This is a genomic window from Propionivibrio sp. (genome assembly GCF_017995515.1).
In the GTDB taxonomy this organism is placed as follows: Bacteria; Pseudomonadota; Gammaproteobacteria; order Burkholderiales; family Rhodocyclaceae; genus Propionivibrio.
The window spans coordinates 1-15,444 of sequence record NZ_JAGOIT010000029.1; the positions used below are offsets into that span (position 1 = coordinate 1).

The 15,444-nt window shown below is 62.8% G+C and carries 17 protein-coding genes; 14 read left to right on the forward strand and 3 right to left on the reverse strand.

Annotation, left to right across the window (positions count from 1 at the left end):
• Nucleotides 1-149 precede the first annotated feature (149 nt).
• The 5 genes from KBA32_RS06635 (at nt 150) to KBA32_RS06655 (ending at nt 3,761) form a co-directional block, all read left to right on the forward strand.
• Nucleotides 150-803, forward strand: a complete 654-nt coding sequence (locus KBA32_RS06635; RefSeq protein WP_294356737.1) for a hypothetical protein — start codon at nt 150-152, stop codon at nt 801-803.
• 101 nt (nt 804-904) lie between these two features.
• Complete coding sequence (locus KBA32_RS06640) at nt 905-1,213, forward strand: H-NS histone family protein (protein WP_294356739.1); 309 nt, start codon at nt 905-907, stop codon at nt 1,211-1,213.
• Between the two features lie 9 nt (nt 1,214-1,222).
• Nucleotides 1,223-2,230, forward strand: a complete 1,008-nt coding sequence (galE, locus tag KBA32_RS06645; protein ID WP_294356741.1) for a UDP-glucose 4-epimerase GalE — start codon at nt 1,223-1,225, stop codon at nt 2,228-2,230.
• 150 nt (nt 2,231-2,380) lie between these two features.
• Nucleotides 2,381-2,752, forward strand: coding sequence for an endonuclease domain-containing protein (locus tag KBA32_RS06650; RefSeq protein ID WP_294356743.1), 372 nt, complete (start codon nt 2,381-2,383; stop codon nt 2,750-2,752).
• Between the two features lie 187 nt (nt 2,753-2,939).
• Nucleotides 2,940-3,761: a symmetrical bis(5'-nucleosyl)-tetraphosphatase gene (locus KBA32_RS06655; protein ID WP_294356744.1), complete on the forward strand. Its 822-nt coding sequence runs from the start codon at nt 2,940-2,942 to the stop codon at nt 3,759-3,761.
• Here the strand turns inward: KBA32_RS06655 and KBA32_RS06660 are convergent.
• The 3 genes from KBA32_RS06660 to KBA32_RS06670 all read right to left on the reverse strand — a co-directional run bounded on the left by KBA32_RS06660 (nt 3,697) and on the right by KBA32_RS06670 (nt 6,873).
• Complete coding sequence (locus KBA32_RS06660; protein WP_294356747.1) at nt 3,697-4,443, reverse strand: 1-acyl-sn-glycerol-3-phosphate acyltransferase; 747 nt, start codon at nt 4,441-4,443, stop codon at nt 3,697-3,699. The genes KBA32_RS06655 and KBA32_RS06660 overlap by 65 nt on opposite strands.
• Before the next feature lie 62 nt (nt 4,444-4,505).
• On the reverse strand, nt 4,506-5,441 hold the full coding sequence (locus tag KBA32_RS06665; protein WP_294356749.1) for a carbohydrate kinase family protein: 936 nt from the start codon (nt 5,439-5,441) through the stop codon (nt 4,506-4,508).
• Between the two features lie 208 nt (nt 5,442-5,649).
• On the reverse strand, nt 5,650-6,873 hold the full coding sequence (locus KBA32_RS06670) for an adenosine deaminase family protein (RefSeq protein ID WP_294356751.1): 1,224 nt from the start codon (nt 6,871-6,873) through the stop codon (nt 5,650-5,652).
• Between the two features lie 362 nt (nt 6,874-7,235).
• On the opposite strand from KBA32_RS06670, the gene KBA32_RS06675 reads away from it, so the two are divergent.
• The 9 genes from KBA32_RS06675 (at nt 7,236) to KBA32_RS06715 (ending at nt 15,364) form a co-directional block, all read left to right on the forward strand.
• A complete protein-coding gene (locus tag KBA32_RS06675; protein ID WP_294356753.1) occupies nt 7,236-8,252 on the forward strand; it encodes a LacI family DNA-binding transcriptional regulator in 1,017 nt (338 codons plus the stop codon).
• A gap of 3 nt (nt 8,253-8,255) precedes the next feature.
• Nucleotides 8,256-8,876 carry a hypothetical protein gene (locus tag KBA32_RS06680; protein ID WP_294356756.1) on the forward strand — a complete coding sequence of 207 codons (621 nt, stop codon included), beginning with the start codon at nt 8,256-8,258 and terminating at the stop codon, nt 8,874-8,876.
• A 71-nt stretch (nt 8,877-8,947) separates the two neighbouring features.
• The gene (locus KBA32_RS06685) at nt 8,948-9,769 is read left to right on the forward strand and encodes a purine-nucleoside phosphorylase (RefSeq protein WP_294356759.1); all 822 of its coding nucleotides are present in this window, start codon (nt 8,948-8,950) and stop codon (nt 9,767-9,769) included.
• A 1-nt stretch (nt 9,770) separates the two neighbouring features.
• Nucleotides 9,771-11,303 (forward strand): ABC transporter ATP-binding protein, encoded by a 1,533-nt coding sequence (locus KBA32_RS06690; protein ID WP_294356761.1) that lies wholly within the window; start codon nt 9,771-9,773, stop codon nt 11,301-11,303.
• Complete coding sequence (locus tag KBA32_RS06695) at nt 11,300-12,349, forward strand: ABC transporter permease (RefSeq protein ID WP_294356764.1); 1,050 nt, start codon at nt 11,300-11,302, stop codon at nt 12,347-12,349. The genes KBA32_RS06690 and KBA32_RS06695 overlap by 4 nt, the downstream gene beginning before the upstream one ends.
• Before the next feature lie 10 nt (nt 12,350-12,359).
• A complete protein-coding gene (locus KBA32_RS06700) occupies nt 12,360-13,307 on the forward strand; it encodes an ABC transporter permease (RefSeq protein ID WP_294356766.1) in 948 nt (315 codons plus the stop codon).
• A gap of 15 nt (nt 13,308-13,322) precedes the next feature.
• Complete coding sequence (gene deoC, locus KBA32_RS06705) at nt 13,323-13,985, forward strand: deoxyribose-phosphate aldolase (RefSeq protein ID WP_294356768.1); 663 nt, start codon at nt 13,323-13,325, stop codon at nt 13,983-13,985.
• On the forward strand, nt 13,986-14,180 hold the full coding sequence (locus KBA32_RS06710; protein WP_294356769.1) for a hypothetical protein: 195 nt from the start codon (nt 13,986-13,988) through the stop codon (nt 14,178-14,180). It abuts the gene before it with no gap.
• Complete coding sequence (locus KBA32_RS06715) at nt 14,177-15,364, forward strand: phosphopentomutase (RefSeq protein ID WP_294356771.1); 1,188 nt, start codon at nt 14,177-14,179, stop codon at nt 15,362-15,364. The genes KBA32_RS06710 and KBA32_RS06715 overlap by 4 nt, the downstream gene beginning before the upstream one ends.
• Nucleotides 15,365-15,444 lie beyond the last annotated feature (80 nt).

Sequence of the window (15,444 nt, forward strand, 5' to 3'; positions counted from 1 at the left end):
CAGTGGCGGTTGTGCAGGTTGGGCAGGTCGGGCAGGTCGGGCAGGTCGGGCAGGTCGGGCAGGTCGGGCAGGTCGGGCAGGTCGGGCAGGTCGGGCAGGTCAAGGTTGGCGGCTTGCCGGTAGAGGCCCCGATCCAAGCGGTTGAGCGCATGAAGACACCGGCGTTTCAACGCCGCGTGGCCGAAGCTATGGGCGACGAGGAATGGTTGGGCAGCATTGCGCGCTCGAATTCGGGAACGACTAAGGATTTGGCGTTGCAGATCATCAAGGCGACGGCGGGGCCAGATCAAATCCCGCTCATTGAACTGCGCGCCAGTGGTTCGACCCAGGAAGCTGCTCAAAAGAAGGCAGAGGCTGCTGTTGGTCAATTGATCAGAGCACATGACGAACTGGCGCAACCTGCGCTTACACGAATGCGCGCTGATCTGGCTATCAACCGGGAGAAACTGACCAGCGCCGAGCGTGATCTGGAGAACCTGGGTAAGCTGGTTGCAAGTGCAAGTGTCAAGGATGACCGCTTCACGCAACTCGCGCTAATGACTTCCCTGCGGATAGAGAAGGAGGCGGAAACGTTCGCTCACCGCCAGATGATCTTGGCATTGGAAACCGCACTGGGCGCGCCGGCGACTCAGCCCGCAAAGACAATCGAGGCGGTTTTCGCTTCCGACAATCCGGTTTCGCCGAAGAAGTCACTCCTGATGGTCCTTGGACTTCTGGGCGGTCTGCTCTTGGGCTTGATGTCGGTTTTCGTATCTGACGCTTGGCGTCGGGCGCAACAGAGCAAGGGGACGGAGACTTCCTGACCCAGGGAAGTCACCACGAACCGGTGCTTATTGCTGTATGTGTGAGGTTGGGGGGCTGTAGTCAATCGGGTTTCATCTGAAAACAACTTACGGAGAACGGAATGGCGACCTATCAAGAACTACTCGTACAACGCGAGGTACTGGACAAGCAGATCGAAGAATTGCGACAGGCCGAACTGAAGTCGGCGATTGCGCAAGTTCGTCAGTTGATCGCCGAGTGGCAGTTGTCGTTGGAAGACTGCGGATTCAAGTCCACAGCGGTATCGGGTTCGAAGAAGGTGAAGTCGGCTGTCGCCGCCAAGTATCGCAGCCCGAACGGCGAGACGTGGTCAGGGCGTGGGCGTGCGCCGAAGTGGCTGGAGGCGCTTGAGGCGCAAGGGCGGCAGCGTGCCGAGTTTTCTATTTCCTGAGTGACTCCGATGCATATTCTTGTGACTGGCGGGACCGGCTTTATCGGTTCGCACACCTGTGTTTCGCTGATCGAGGCGGGGCACGACGTTACGATCATTGATGACCTTTCCAACAGCAGCCGTGAAGCGCTTGATTGCGTCGAGCAGATCTCCGGCAAGCGCCCTGAGTTCTTTGAAGGCGACGTGCGCGATCGCGAATTGTTGCGCAAGATCTTTGCGCAGCGTCCGGTTGATTCGGTGATTCACTTCGCCGGGTTGAAGGCGGTGGGCGAATCGGTTGCGCAACCTTTGCGCTACTACGACTGCAACGTTGGCGGTGCGATCGTGTTGTGCGAAGAGATGGCTGCGGCTGGAGTCAAATCGATTATTTTCAGCTCGTCGGCCACCGTCTATGGCGATCCGGCGTCGGTGCCGATCCGCGAGGACTTCCCGCGCTCGACTACGAACCCATACGGCGCGAGCAAGCTGATGATCGAGGATATCCTCGCCGATCTGTACAAGTCCGATCCGGAATGGCGAATTGCTCGGCTGCGCTATTTCAATCCGGTTGGCGCGCATCCGAGCGGTTTGATTGGTGAGTCGCCGAGCGGCATTCCGAACAACCTGATGCCTTATGTTTCGCAGGTGGCTTGTGGGCAGCGCGCGCAGCTGAGCGTTTTCGGCGGCGATTATCCGACGCCGGACGGGACGGGGGTGCGTGACTACATTCACGTTGTCGACCTGGCCGAGGGGCACGTTGCGGCGCTGAATTACCTAACGCGCGAAGCAGGTCTGCTGACGGTGAATCTTGGCACCGGCCGCGGCTATTCGGTGCTCGACATGGTGCGGGCGTTTGAGACGGCTAGTGGGCGGCCTGTGCCGTATGCCATCGTTGACCGCCGGCCGGGCGACGTGGCGGCGTGCTATGCCGATCCGGCGCTCGCTGAGAAACTGCTGGGTTGGAAGGCCAAGCGCGGGATCGACGAGATGTGTCGCGACGGCTGGAACTGGCAGCAGAACCTGGCGGCGAAGGTGTGACCTCCCTGATTTTCTCAAGAATTCGCTGGCAGACGCTCAGGCAAAGAAGTCCGCGTAACCCACGTAACCGCCTAAGGGTGTAATCGAAAGGGTGGGGCGCTACCAAAAGCCCCTCTCCCCTAGCGGGAGAGGGGTTGGGGAGAGGGGGCTATGGAACAACTCGAGTTTGCCAAGCATCTGCGAAGCCGTATGACAGAGAGCGAGACCCTGCTTTGGCGGCACTTGCGAGCGCATCGTCTGAATGGGGGCAAATTCAGGCGTCAGCAGCCCATTGGTCCGTATGTGGTTGATTTCGTGCATTTCGGCGTGCGACTGATTATTGAAGCCGATGGCGGCCAGCATAGCGATGCGCCAAGCGATGAAAGACGAGATACGTGGTTACGGTCGCAAGGCTTTACGGTGCTACGGTTCTGGAACAACGAGATCATGACTAACCTGGAGGGCGTATTGTCAAATATCGCGTCGGTGACGTCTGATTTCCCCCTCTCCCCCGGCCCCTCTCCCGCAAGGGGCGAGGGGTGAGGCGATGGACTCATCCCACCCTTCCGATCGCCCCCGCCGCGCTGGATCCGTCGTTCCGGCGAAACCGAATACCAGAAGTGCAGAGTCCGGGTCCCCGCGTGTGAGCCGGAAAAATGCATTCCCGGCCTTTGCCGGCGTGACGTGGCTGTACGTCGTTTTCAACATGGCTGGCCGGTAGTCGCAGCGTATGGCAACGTACGCAATTGGTGACATTCAGGGCTGTTTCGGTTCCTTTTCGCGCCTGCTTGAGCGCTGCGCGTTCGATCCGGCGGTCGACCAGCTCTGGCTGGTCGGCGATCTGGTCAATCGCGGCCCGCGCTCGCTGGAGACCTTGCGTTTTGTGCGTGATCTTGGTGCGTCGGCGATTACCGTACTTGGCAACCACGATCTGTCGCTTCTGATGGCCTCGGAGGGCTTTGGCAAGCGCGGCAAGGGCGATACCTTCGACGATATCCTCAATGCACCGGATCGGAACGAGTTGCTCGACTGGTTGCGGCGGCAGCCGTTGTGTCATGTCGCCGGTGACTATTGCATGGTCCACGCGGGCTTGCTGCCGCAATGGACGACCGGCGAAGCGCGTCTGCTCGCGGCTGAAGTTGAGCGCGCGTTAACGGCTGATGACTGGCGCGACTTCCTCGCGCATATGTGGGGCAGCGAACCGGCTGCCTGGCGCGATGATCTCGAAGGTTGGGCGCGCTTGCGCGTGATCGTCAATGCCATGACGCGAATGCGTTTCTGCACGCCGGAGGGCGTGATGGACTTCAAGGCCAAGGGCGAGGTCAGCAATGCGCCCGAGGGGTGTATTCCGTGGTTCGAGGTGCCGGGTCGGCGCAGCGCCGATAGCGTGTTGATCACCGGTCACTGGTCAGCGCTGGGTTTGAAAGTGTTGCCCAACCTGCTGGCGATCGACTCAGGCTGCCTGTGGGGCGGGCCGCTGACGGCGGTCAGGCTGGAGGATCGGGCTGTTTTCCAGGTGCCGTGCTCGAAAGAGGAAATCCGAGCCTGGTAGTCAGCGCGCTGGCGATGGCTTCGTGTGCGGCGCGGACGACGTCGCGGCGCGATTTTCCGTTGGTGTCGATTGCCGGACTGGGCGAGAGATGAACGATCAGCGCGCGGCTGGCGAGGATGGCCGCGAAACTGTCGATCAGCGTCGCTTCGCCGACGAATGCCGGGCCCAGTGTGTGTCCGCCTGCTGCGTCGTGGTATGAGATGGCCAGCGGCAGGACCGGGCGGCCGGTTTCGACCGCCGGTTGCAGCAAGGCGGCGTGAAAACCGAGCAGGTGCGTGCCGTCGGTTGTCGTGCCTTCGGGAAAGATGGCGACGTCCCGGCCGGAGTTGAGCTTGCCGTCGATTTCCTCATTGACCACCTTGGCGTGGCCGCGGCTGCCGCGGCGCAGGAAGACCGTGTCGTTCTTCGCCGCCAGCCATCCGATGAACGGCCATGAGCGGACTTCGGACTTGGAAACGAAGGCCGACGGGCGCAGCGCGTTGATGACGAAGATGTCGAGCCAGGAGACGTGATTGGCAACGATCAGACTGCCCGGCGGCGCGTCGGTCGGTTTACGATCGAGGCGGATGGCGAGGATGCGCAGGATCTGGTGCGACCAGCGCTGTTTGAGGCGAGCCTTCTGCGCCTCGCTCACGCGTGGATAGAGCAGCGCTGCGCCAATGGCGATCCAAGCAAAATGCACGACAAGCCGCAGGCAGCGGTAGACGCGTACCGGGGCCGACGTTGGCCGCAGTTCGGACATTCTTACCAGGGCGACGCGCCGAAGGCCTTCCTGTAGCGTTCGCCGATCTCGTCGCGCGTCGGCGTGTGGCTCTGGCAGCCCTGATGTGCGACCTTGATCGCGCCCATCACCGCCGCGAGCGAGCCGGTCCGTTGCCAGTCCCACTGGTTCGTGATGCCGTAAAGCAGGCCGGAACGATAGGCGTCGCCGCAACCGGTCGGATCGACGACGGCGTCGGCTTCGACGCAGGGAATGTTGATGATCACGCCCTTGGCATGGATGCGCGAGCCCTCGGCGCCGAGCGTGACGATCAATGCTTCAACGCGCGCGGCGAGTTCTTCGAGCGATTTTCCGGTGCGATCGCTGAGCAGCCTGGTTTCGTAGTCGTTCAGACAGGCGTAGGTCGCCAGATCGAGGAATTCGAGCAGTTCGTCGCCCGAGAACATCGGCAGCTGCTGGCCGGGATCGAAGATGAAGGGGACGCCTTTGGCGACCAGATCGCGCGCATGTTTCAACATGCCGTCGCGGCCGTCCGGGGCGACGATCGCCAGCGTTGCATCCTTGGCGTCGGTCACCGAGTTGTAGTGCGAGAAGTTCATCGCGCCCGGGTGGAAGGCGGTGATCTGGTTGTCGTCGAGGTCGGTCGTGATGAAGGCCTGCGCGGTGAAGTTGCCGGGAACAACGCGCACGTGTTCGCGCGAGAGGCCGAGATCGTCGAGGCGGTTCAGGTAGGGGCCGGCGTCGTCGCCGATCGTTGCCATGATCAGCGGATCGCCGCCGAGCAGCTTCAGGTTGTACGCGATGTTGCCGGCGCAGCCGCCGAACACGCGCTTGATGTCGGGGACCAGGAAGCAGACGTTCAGGATGTGGATCTGGTCCGGCAGGATGCAGTCCTTGAAGCGGTCCTTGAAGACCATGATGTTGTCGTAGGCGACGGAGCCGCAGATAAGCGTGGACATGGCGGGTTGGGGACAGTTTTTGACGCGCGATTATAACACCCGCGCCGTGCGGCCCCTTCAAGTGGTGTGATGGCTGGAGGCCCTATGAGTGCCACGATTCTTGTAGGAGCCCGATTTATCGGGCGAAGCGGCGGCTGCATTCCTCTGGCGCTGTGATCGCGCAGAAATCTGTGCTCCTACGAGGATCGATGAACTTCGATAACAGTATTTACGCTGCGATGTTGAAGTCCTTCGCAACCGCGTCGTAGTAGGCGACGACGCGCTGCAGGTAAGCCTTTTTCTGCTGGTACGAGTGGTAGTAGAAGGAACGCTTGAAACCACGGATCGCGATGTCCTTCAAGGTCGCCGCGTCAATCGGGAAATGGTCGATTGCCAGCTGGTATTCCTGGCAGACGGTGGTGTTCGAGACTAGCCGGTTGTCGGTGCACAAGGTGACCGACAGTCCCCGCTCCAGCATCCGCCGCAGCGAGTGGTCGCGCAGCTCGCGGATCGCCGGCGTCGTCTGCATGTTGCTGCTCAGGCAGACCTCGAGCGTGATGCGCCGCTTGGCGATGAAGTTGACGAGGTCCTCGACGTAGGCGCTGCGGTCGGTGATTTCCGGGTGCTGCAGCAGGTCTTCGTCAAAAAGATAGAGGCCGTGGCCGATACGGCTGGCGTGGAGCTTGGTCACGGCCTGGAAGATGCTCTCGGCGCCGTAGGCTTCGCCAGCGTGCACCGTCTTGCCGAGCAGGCCCTTGCCGACGAGCGCGAAGGCCTCGGCGTAGTCGCTGGCGGGAAAACCCTTCTCAGCGCCGGCCAGATCGAAGCCGACGATCTGCACCGTGGAATTGCCGCGCAGCGCGACGACGTCGCGCGCGAGTTCGACGCTCGCCAGCTGCTGGACCTCCGTCGGTGTCAGGCTCGCGTTTTCGTGCGACAGCGCGCGGTAGTAGGGCGAGAAGTCGGCGGTGAAGAAGCGCATCGCGCAGGCGATGATGCCGTAGTCGTACTCCGGCTCGCCGGGCCGCAGGCGGGCGTTGAGCTCGTCGCGCGCGCTGCGCAGGCCGCGATCGACGGCGCCCATCACCTGCGCGAAGCTCATCCGGTCGGACATCAACAACTGCGGCGCGAAGCGGACTTCGATGTAGCGCACGCCTTCGGCAGCGTTGTCCATCATCAGCTCGCAGGAGATTCGGAAGAGCGCGTCTTCCGAGTGCATGACTGCCGTCGTTAGCGAGAAGCCGCGCAGATACTCCTCGAGGCTGGCGTAATGATCCTTGAATACGGTCGCGCGCAGCGCTTGTTCAGTCTGTCCGGGCAGTGCGACACCGGCCTGCCCGGCGAGGTCGATCAAGGTCTCGATGCGCAGGCTGCCGTCGAGGTGCAGATGCAGGTCGGTCTTCGGAATGGCTTTGATGAATTCGGGTGGAAAAGCGGATTGAGATGCCGGCATTGCGGGTTCTCCGGTTGTGGTCGTTGCACTTAAATTGCGAGGTTGGTCGCCAATCGATTGACACGATTCTAGTTCCGGGATAGCGTTATGAAAAGCTTTTCTTCGCTGTTTCAGGGCAGTCGGTTGTTTTCGTAGGAGCGCAGATTTTCTGCGCGAAGGGCGGTGGATGATCAGACGCTGTTATCGCCCAGTGGAACTGGGCTCTACGGGTGGCTTGCGATGCGTGTCGGGTTTTGTAGGAGCGCAGATTTTCTGCGCGATATCGGCGTATCCGCGGAAGTAACCGCCTAATCGCCCGATGAATCGTGCTCTTACAGGGACAGGGGCGTCGCCGCAATAAGCACATCAACACAGGAGGCTGGGTGAACATCAAGGACGTGGCGCGCATGGCGGGGGTTTCGATCTCGACGGTGTCGCGCGTCATCAATCGCTCGGCCTACGTCAACCCCGAGATTGCGCAGGCGGTCGAGAAGGTCATCGCCGAGACCGGCTATCGTCCCAATTCGCTGGCCAAGGAGCTGCTGCGCAACAAGACGAACACGGTCGGCGTCATGTTGCCGCGTATCGACCTCGGGACCTTCGCCGCAATGTTCGACGGCATCGTGCACGCGCTGAACGAACGTGGTTACGGCGTGATGCTGGCGAACACGCGCGACGAGTTCGCGGAAGAATTGCGCTACATGGACCTCTTCTACGAGAAGCGCGTCGATGGCGTGCTGTTCTTCGGCACTGGCGAGAACCACGGCTACCTGCCGGCGATCGCCAAGCTGCGCGCGCCGGTCGTCGTCGTCGGGCAAACCGGTGCCTACCTCGGCTGCTCTTCGGTGTTTCTCGATAGTTTCAACGCCGCGAAGGCGATGGTCGGGCATCTCATCGCGCTTGGGCACCGGCGCATCGGCTGCCTCGCCGTGCCGGACCACGACGTGAATGTCGGCATCGAACGCAAGCGCGGCTACCTCGCCGCCTTGGCCGAGCACGGCATCGAATTCGATCCGGCGCTGCTCGTCGTCGGCACCTTAGAATACGTCTCCGGCGAGGAGGGGGCCAAGGCCTTGATGAGCTGCGCGGGCGGGCCGCCGACGGCGGTCTTCACCGTCACCGACCGTCTCGCCGTCGCCGTCGCCGGCTGGCTGCTGCGCAACGGCTACCATGTGCCAGACGACGTCTCCGTCGCCTGCGTCGACGACCCGGCGCTTCTTTCCTACTCCTACCCGTCGATCACGACGATGAGCTTCGACTACCGGTTGACCGGGATGCGCGCAGGGCAACTCCTGATCGACGCCATCGAAGGCGTACAGGGCGGTCTGGTGACCGAGGTCGTCATGCCCTACACCTTGCAGTCGCGCGACAGCACGCGCGCATTGAAAACGGAGCACTGAACCATGTTCTACGGCATTTCCTGGATCGAGTGGTTTGGCTACGCGGCGTCGGTCGTCGTCGCCATCTCGCTGACCATGAGCTCGATCGTCAAGCTGCGCTGGCTCAATCTCACCGGCGCGATGATGTTCTCGACCTATGGCTTCATCATCGGTGCGCTGCCGGTCGGCTTTCTCAACCTCTTCATCGTCGTCATCAACATCGTCTATCTGGTGCGCATGTATCGCGAGAAGGACGACTTCCGGATCATGCGCTGGTCGGGCGAGGCCGAGTATTTGCGGCATTTTCTCGATTTCCATCGCGTGGACATCGAGCGTTTTTTCCCGCGTCTCGACGTTTCAAGTTTCGACGGGCGCCACGTCTTCTTCCTCGTCAAGAACGCCGCGCCGATCGGCCTGCTGCTCGGCCGCCAGCCCGAGAACGGCTGCTTCCTGATCGAGCTGGACTATGTCGGACCGCAGTTCCGCGACTTCAAGATGGGCTCGTTCCTCTATGAGAAGAACGACTTTTTCCGCCAACAGGGCTATTCGACGCTGAAGGCGCCGGTAACCGGCAGCCACCATGATGCGTATCTCGCGCGCATGGGTTTTGCGCGGCAGGGCGACTACTTCGTCAAGGCGCTTTGATTTTTCTTTGAATTGGCCTGGATCGCTGCTACAAAAGAGAATCGGAACGGGAGGGGGAAACAATGATAGGGATGTTTGAAAAACTCGAAGAAACGGTCGCCTTCGTGCGCCAGCGGACGGTGTCGCGGCCGACCGTCGGCGTGATCCTGGGCTCGGGATTGGGACAACTCGTCGAACGCATGGAAGACACGATCGCGATCGACTACCGCGACGTGCCGCATTTCCCTGCGCCGACCGTCGCCGGCCACGCCGGACGGATGGTGTTCGGACGCATCGGCAGCGTCGACGTCGTCGCCATGCAGGGGCGCTTCCACTACTACGAAGGCCACGACATGCGCACGGTGGCGTACCCGACGGCCTTCATGCAGCAGTTCGGCGTGCGCACGCTGATCGTCAGCAACTCGGCGGGCGGCATCAATCGCGATTTCACGCCGGGCGACCTGATGCTGATTACCGATCACATCAACCTGTTCGCGACCAACCCGCTGATCGGCCTCAACGACGAGCGCCTCGGCCCGCGGTTTCCGGACATGACCGATGGCTACAGCCCGCTCCTGATCAAAGTCGCCGATTCGGCGGCCGGCGAACTGGGCATGACTTTCCGGCGCGGCGTCTATGCCGGCCTCTCGGGGCCGTGCTATGAAACGGCAGCCGAGATACGCTATCTTGAGGCGATCGGCGCCGACGCGGTCGGCATGTCGACGGTGCCGGAAGTCATCGCCGCGCGTTATCTCGGACTGGAGGTGCTCGGCATCTCGTGCATCACCAACATGGCGACCGGCATCGCCACCGTGAAGCACGCGCACGAGGAAGTCGTGCGCATCGCCAACGAGGCGTCCGAACGTTTCTGCACCGTCGTTGCCGCGACCATCGCCAGGCTCGGGGAGGACTGAGATGTCCGACACCGACCTGGTCGTTGAAATGCTCGGCATCCGCAAAGAGTTTCCGGGCATCGTCGCCAACGACGACATCACGCTCTGCCTCAGGAAGGGCGAAGTGCACGCGCTGCTCGGCGAGAACGGCGCCGGCAAGTCGACGCTGATGAGCATCCTCTTCGGCCTGTACCAGCCGGATGCCGGCAAGATCCGCATTCGCGGCAAGGACGTGCGCATCGACAACCCGAACATCGCCAACGATCTCGGCATCGGCATGGTGCACCAGCACTTCAAGCTGGTGCACAACTTCACGGTGACCGAGAACATCGTGCTCGGCATCGAGCCGACCGCCGGCCTCGTGCTCAGCCTGAAGGAAGCATCGCAGCGCATCAAGACGCTGTCGCAGCAGTACGGCCTCAACGTCGAGCCCGACGCGCGCATTGAGGACATCTCGGTCGGTATGCAGCAGCGGGTGGAAATCCTGAAAATGCTCTACCGCAACGCCGAAGTGCTGATCTTCGACGAGCCGACGGCGGTGCTGACGCCACAGGAAATCCAGGACCTCTTGAAGATCATGCGCAACCTGATCGACGAGGGCAAGTCGATCATCCTGATCACGCACAAGCTGCGCGAGATCAAGGCCATCGCTGACCGCTGCACGGTGATCCGGCGCGGCAAGTACGTCGGTACCGTCGAGGTCAAGGACACCGACGAGGCGCGCATGGCCGAGATGATGGTCGGGCGCCAGGTCAGCTTTAAAGTGGAAAAATCGGCGCGCGAGCCCGGAGACGTGATCCTCTCGCTGCGCAACCTGCGCATCCCCTGCCGGCGCAAGGGCGACCCGATCCTGATCGACGCGCTCGACATCCGCGCCGGCGAGATCGTCGGCGTCGCCGGCGTCGAGGGCAACGGGCAGACGGAGCTCATCGAGGCGCTCACCGGCCTGCGTCGCATCGAGTCCGGCAGCATGGTGCTCTCCGGCAAGGACATCACCAATGCGTCGATCCGCACGCGCAACGAAAGCGGCCTCGCGCACATCCCGGAGGACCGCCAGAAGCGCGGCCTGGTGCTCGACTACACGCTGGAAGAGAACTTCATCCTCAAGAACCACCGCGACGAGCCCTATTCGAGCGGTGGTTTTCTCCATCCGGAGGCCATTCGCGCGCACGCCGACAAGGTGATCGCCGCCTTCGACGTGCGTTCCGGCGAGGGCGCGGTGTCCAAGGCGCGCGACATGTCCGGCGGCAACCAGCAGAAGGCGATCATCGGCCGCGAGTTCGACCAGAACCCGAATCTCCTGATCGCCGTGCAGCCGACGCGCGGGCTCGACGTCGGCAGCATCGAGTACATCCACAAGCGCCTGATCGAGCAGCGCGACTCGGGCAAGGCGGTGCTGCTCGTCTCGCTCGAACTCGACGAGATCCTCGACCTGTCCGACCGCATCGCCGTCCTCAGTAACGGCGCGATCGTCGGCATCGTCGACGCAGCGAAGACCAACGAAAAGGAAATCGGGCTGATGATGACCGGGGTCAGGAAGGAGAAGGCAGCATGAGACTGCGCATCAACGGGGAGTTTGTGGTTGGCGTCGTCGCCGTCATCCTCGGCCTCATCGCCGGGGCGCTGCTGATGGTGGCGACCGGCAACGACGCGATGGAGGGCTACGAGTTCCTCTTCAAGGGTGGGCTGATGAACCTGGAGCGCGTCGGCAATACGCTGGCGACGGCGACGCCGCTCATCCTGACCGGCCTGTCGGTCGCCTTCGCGTTCCGCACCGGCCTCTTCAACATCGGCACGCCGGGACAGGTGCTGATCGGCGGTGTCATGGCGACGGTCGTCGGGCTGCTCGTCGATGTGCCGAAGCCACTGCTGCTGATGCTGACGACGATGGCGGCCATCGCCGGCGGCGCGCTGTGGGGCGTCATTCCCGGCATCCTCAAGGCGCGCTTCAACGTGCATGAGGTGGTGTCCGGGATCATGATGAACTGGATCGCCTACTGGATCACCTACTACCTGATGCCGGCGTATTTCAAGGGCGCCTACGAGACCGAAACGCGCTATATCCCGGAAGCCGCCTCGCTCAAGGTGTCGTGGCTCACCTCGCTGTTCGCCGGTTCGTACATCAACATCGGGCTCTTCCTCGCCGTCATCGCCGTCATCATCGTCGGCGTCGTGCTCGAACGCACGGTGCTCGGCTACCAGCTCAAGGCCGTCGGCTTCAACCGCTTTGCCGCCGAGTACGCGGGCATCTCAGTCAATCGCAACATCGTGCTCTCGATGATGATCGCCGGCGCGCTCTCGGGCTTGGGCGGCGCGGCGATCTACACGGGCTACGCCTCGTCGATGCAGATCGGCGTCATGCCGAGCCAGGGCTTCGACGGCATCGCGGTCGCGCTGCTTGGCGCCAATACGCCGGTCGGCGTCGTCGGCGCGGCGCTCTTCTTCGGCGTCCTGCAATCGGGCAAGGGCTTCATGAACGCGATGACCGACATCCCGCCGGAGATCGGCGACACGATCATCGCCAGCATCATCTACTTCGCCGCGACCAGCGTCCTCATCCGCAACCTGATCGAACGCGCCCGCCGGCGCTTCGCGAAGTGAGGTTTCAGCCATGTGGAATACGATCGTTCATATCTTCCCCTACGCCATCGCGCTGGCCATGCCGCTGCTGATTACTTCGCTCGGCGGCCTGTTCAGCGAGCGCAGCGGCGTCGTCAATATCGGGCTCGAAGGGCTCATGGTCGTCGGCGGCTTCGCCAGCGCGGCGGCGACCGTCGGGCTCGAACCGAGCCTCGGCGGCGCGGCGATCTGGGTCAGTCTCCTCGTCGCCATGGTCATCGGCGCGCTGTTCTCGGTCCTGCATGCGTTCGCCAGCATCAACCTGAACGCCAACCAGGTGATCAGCGGCACGGCGATCAACATGATCGCCGGCGCCGTCACCGTCTTCCTCGCGCGCACCATCACCGGCTCGGGCAACATCCAGCTGACGAACGGCATCCCGCGCTTCGACGTGCCCTTCCTCGTCGACATCCCGCTCCTCGGCAAGCTGTTCTTCTACCAGACCTACGGGACGACCTGGCTGATCCTGGCGATCCTCGCGCTCGGCGCCTTCGTGCTCTACAAGACGGCATTCGGCCTGCGCCTGCGCGCCTGCGGCGAACATCCGCATGCCGCCGACGCGGCCGGTATCAACGTCTTCAAGGTGCGCTACGGCGCCGTGATGATCTCCGGCGCGCTCGCCGGGCTGGGCGGCGCGACGATCCTCGTCACCTACTCGGGCGAGTTCAGCGGCTCGGTCGCCGGCATGGGTTTCCTCGCGCTGGCGGCGCTGATCTTCGGCCAGTGGAAACCGCTCGGCGTGCTCGGTGCGACCTTCTTCTTCGGCTTTGCCGCGACGCTCGCCAACGCCTCGCAGGCCGAGCCGGCGCTGCAGGCGATCCCCGAGGTCATCCTCAAGGTCTTCCCCTACGTGGTCACGCTGCTCGCGCTGATCCTCTTCTCCAAATCGACACAGGCGCCGCGCGCAGCCGGCGAACCGTTCGAAAAAGGCAAACGCTAACTTCAAGGGCACCCCATGAAACTCAATCAATACATCGACCACACGATCCTCAAGGCCAACGCGACCGAAAGCGACGTCGCGCAACTGTGCGAAGAAGCGCGCCAGCACGAGTTCTTCTCGGTTTGTATCAACTCCGCTTGGGTGCCGACGGCGCGCAAATTGCTCGCCGGTTCGCCGGTCAAGGTCTGTTCGGTGATCGGCTTCCCGCTCGGCGCCATGTCGACGGCGGCCAAGGTCTTCGAGGCCAAGCAGGCGGCAGACGACGGCGCCGACGAGATCGACATGGTGATCAACGTCGGCTGGCTCAAGGACGGCAAGGATGACGCCGTGCGCGAGGAAATCCGCGCGATCAAGACGGCGATTGGTGCGCGTGTGCTCAAGGTCATCATCGAAACCTGCTACCTGAGCGATGCGGAGAAGGTACGTGCGTGCGAGCTTTCGGTCGCGGCCGGCGCCGACTTCGTCAAGACCTCGACCGGTTTCGGCACTGGCGGCGCGACGGTCGAAGACGTCAAGCTGATGCTCGACACGGTTCAAGGCAAGGCCAGGGTCAAAGCGTCCGGCGGCGTGCGCGACGCGGAGGCCGCGAAGAAATACATCGAAATGGGAGTCATGCGTCTCGGCACGAGCAACGGCATCAAGATCGTCGCGGGCGAGGCAGTTACCGGAGGTTACTGAATGAACCTGAAAAACTCGGTTCTTCACCGCAAAGGCGCAAAGATCGCAAAGGTTCGCAAAGAAAATCAAAGCGCTACGCGAACGGCACCTATCTTCCATCGCCACCCACAAGGTGAATGGTCAAGTACGACCCACCTGTTGTTTCCTTTGCGATCTTTGCGCTTTCGCGCCTTTGCGGTGAGGTTTTCAGGATGAACGCTCCCGCAGCATTGGCGATCAATCGCGTCTTCGTCATCGTCCTCGACAGTGCCGGCGTCGGCTTCCTGCCCGATGCCGGTGAGTACGGCGACAACGGCGGCGATCTCGGTGCGAACACCCTCGGTCACATCGGCGACGCGGTCGGTCTGACCGTGCCGGTGATGGCGTCGCTCGGTCTCGGCCACATCACGCCGATTCGCGGTGTCGAACCGGTGGCCGCACCGCGCGGCGCGTGGGGCAAGGCCGCTTCGCGCTCGAAGGGCAAGGACACGTCGACCGGCCATTGGGAAATCGCCGGCGTCGTCATGGAGAAGGCGCTGCCGACCTTCCCGAAGGGCATTCCGCCCGAGATCGTGCAGGCCTTCGAGGCGCGCATTGGACGAAAAACCCTGGCCAACTCGATCGCCTCCGGAACGCAGATCATTGAAGAGTTCGGCGAGGAACACGTGCGCACCGGCTTCCCGATCGTCTACACCTCGGCCGACTCGGTGTTCCAGATCGCCGCGCACGAGGAGGCGGTCGGCCTCGACCTGCTCTACGAGTGGTGCCACATCGCGCGCGAGATGCTCGACGTCGGCCGCGTCATCGCGCGCCCGTTCATCGGCGCGCCGGGTAGCTGGCAGCGCACGGCCAATCGTCACGACTATTCCTTGCAGCCGCCGGGAACGACGATCCTCGACCGCCTTTCGGCCGCCGGGCAGCACGTGGTCAGCGTCGGCAAGATCTCGGACATCTTCGCCGGGCGAGGCGTCACGGCCAGTCACCCGATCAAGTCGAACGACGAAGGCATTGCGACGACGCTGCGTCTGGCGCAGACGTCGGGGCAGGGCCTAGTGTTCACCAATCTCGTCGATTTCGACATGAAGTACGGCCACCGCCGCGACGTGATCGGCTACCAGCAAGCCCTGCAGTCCTTCGACGCGCAGCTCGCGACGCTGCTGTCGCTCCTGCGCGACGACGAACTGGTGATCATCACGGCCGATCACGGCTGCGACCCGATCTTCAAGGGCACCGACCACACGCGCGAGTACATTCCCGTGCTCGTCGCCGGCCCGCGCGTCGTGCCGGGCGATCTGGGCGTGCGCGCCAGTTTCGCCGACATCGCCGCGACGATCGCCGACCTGCTGCTCAATGAACGCGATGCCGGGAGTTTCGCCCGCGACGTCGTTCGTTCTTATTGAGGCTCGTGAATGTGACTGAGACTTCACCACCGCTCGCCCTGAGCCTGTCGAAGGGCGGGAAGTGCACCCCGAGCGCCTGT

Excerpts from the sequence above, each read along its gene's own strand:
- KBA32_RS06635 (WP_294356737.1), top strand. The coding sequence starts at position 150 with ATGAAGACACCGGCGTTTCAACGCCGCGTGGCCGAAGCTATGGGCGAC.
- KBA32_RS06640 (WP_294356739.1), top strand. The coding sequence starts at position 905 with ATGGCGACCTATCAAGAACTACTCGTACAACGCGAGGTACTGGACAAG.
- galE (WP_294356741.1), top strand. The coding sequence starts at position 1,223 with ATGCATATTCTTGTGACTGGCGGGACCGGCTTTATCGGTTCGCACACC.
- KBA32_RS06650 (WP_294356743.1), top strand. The coding sequence starts at position 2,381 with ATGGAACAACTCGAGTTTGCCAAGCATCTGCGAAGCCGTATGACAGAG.
- KBA32_RS06655 (WP_294356744.1), top strand. The coding sequence starts at position 2,940 with ATGGCAACGTACGCAATTGGTGACATTCAGGGCTGTTTCGGTTCCTTT.
- KBA32_RS06665 (WP_294356749.1), bottom strand. The coding sequence starts at position 5,441 with ATGTCCACGCTTATCTGCGGCTCCGTCGCCTACGACAACATCATGGTC.
- KBA32_RS06670 (WP_294356751.1), bottom strand. The coding sequence starts at position 6,873 with ATGCCGGCATCTCAATCCGCTTTTCCACCCGAATTCATCAAAGCCATT.
- KBA32_RS06680 (WP_294356756.1), top strand. The coding sequence starts at position 8,256 with ATGTTCTACGGCATTTCCTGGATCGAGTGGTTTGGCTACGCGGCGTCG.
- KBA32_RS06685 (WP_294356759.1), top strand. The coding sequence starts at position 8,948 with ATGTTTGAAAAACTCGAAGAAACGGTCGCCTTCGTGCGCCAGCGGACG.
- KBA32_RS06690 (WP_294356761.1), top strand. The coding sequence starts at position 9,771 with ATGTCCGACACCGACCTGGTCGTTGAAATGCTCGGCATCCGCAAAGAG.
- KBA32_RS06695 (WP_294356764.1), top strand. The coding sequence starts at position 11,300 with ATGAGACTGCGCATCAACGGGGAGTTTGTGGTTGGCGTCGTCGCCGTC.
- KBA32_RS06700 (WP_294356766.1), top strand. The coding sequence starts at position 12,360 with ATGTGGAATACGATCGTTCATATCTTCCCCTACGCCATCGCGCTGGCC.
- deoC (WP_294356768.1), top strand. The coding sequence starts at position 13,323 with ATGAAACTCAATCAATACATCGACCACACGATCCTCAAGGCCAACGCG.
- KBA32_RS06710 (WP_294356769.1), top strand. The coding sequence starts at position 13,986 with ATGAACCTGAAAAACTCGGTTCTTCACCGCAAAGGCGCAAAGATCGCA.
- KBA32_RS06715 (WP_294356771.1), top strand. The coding sequence starts at position 14,177 with ATGAACGCTCCCGCAGCATTGGCGATCAATCGCGTCTTCGTCATCGTC.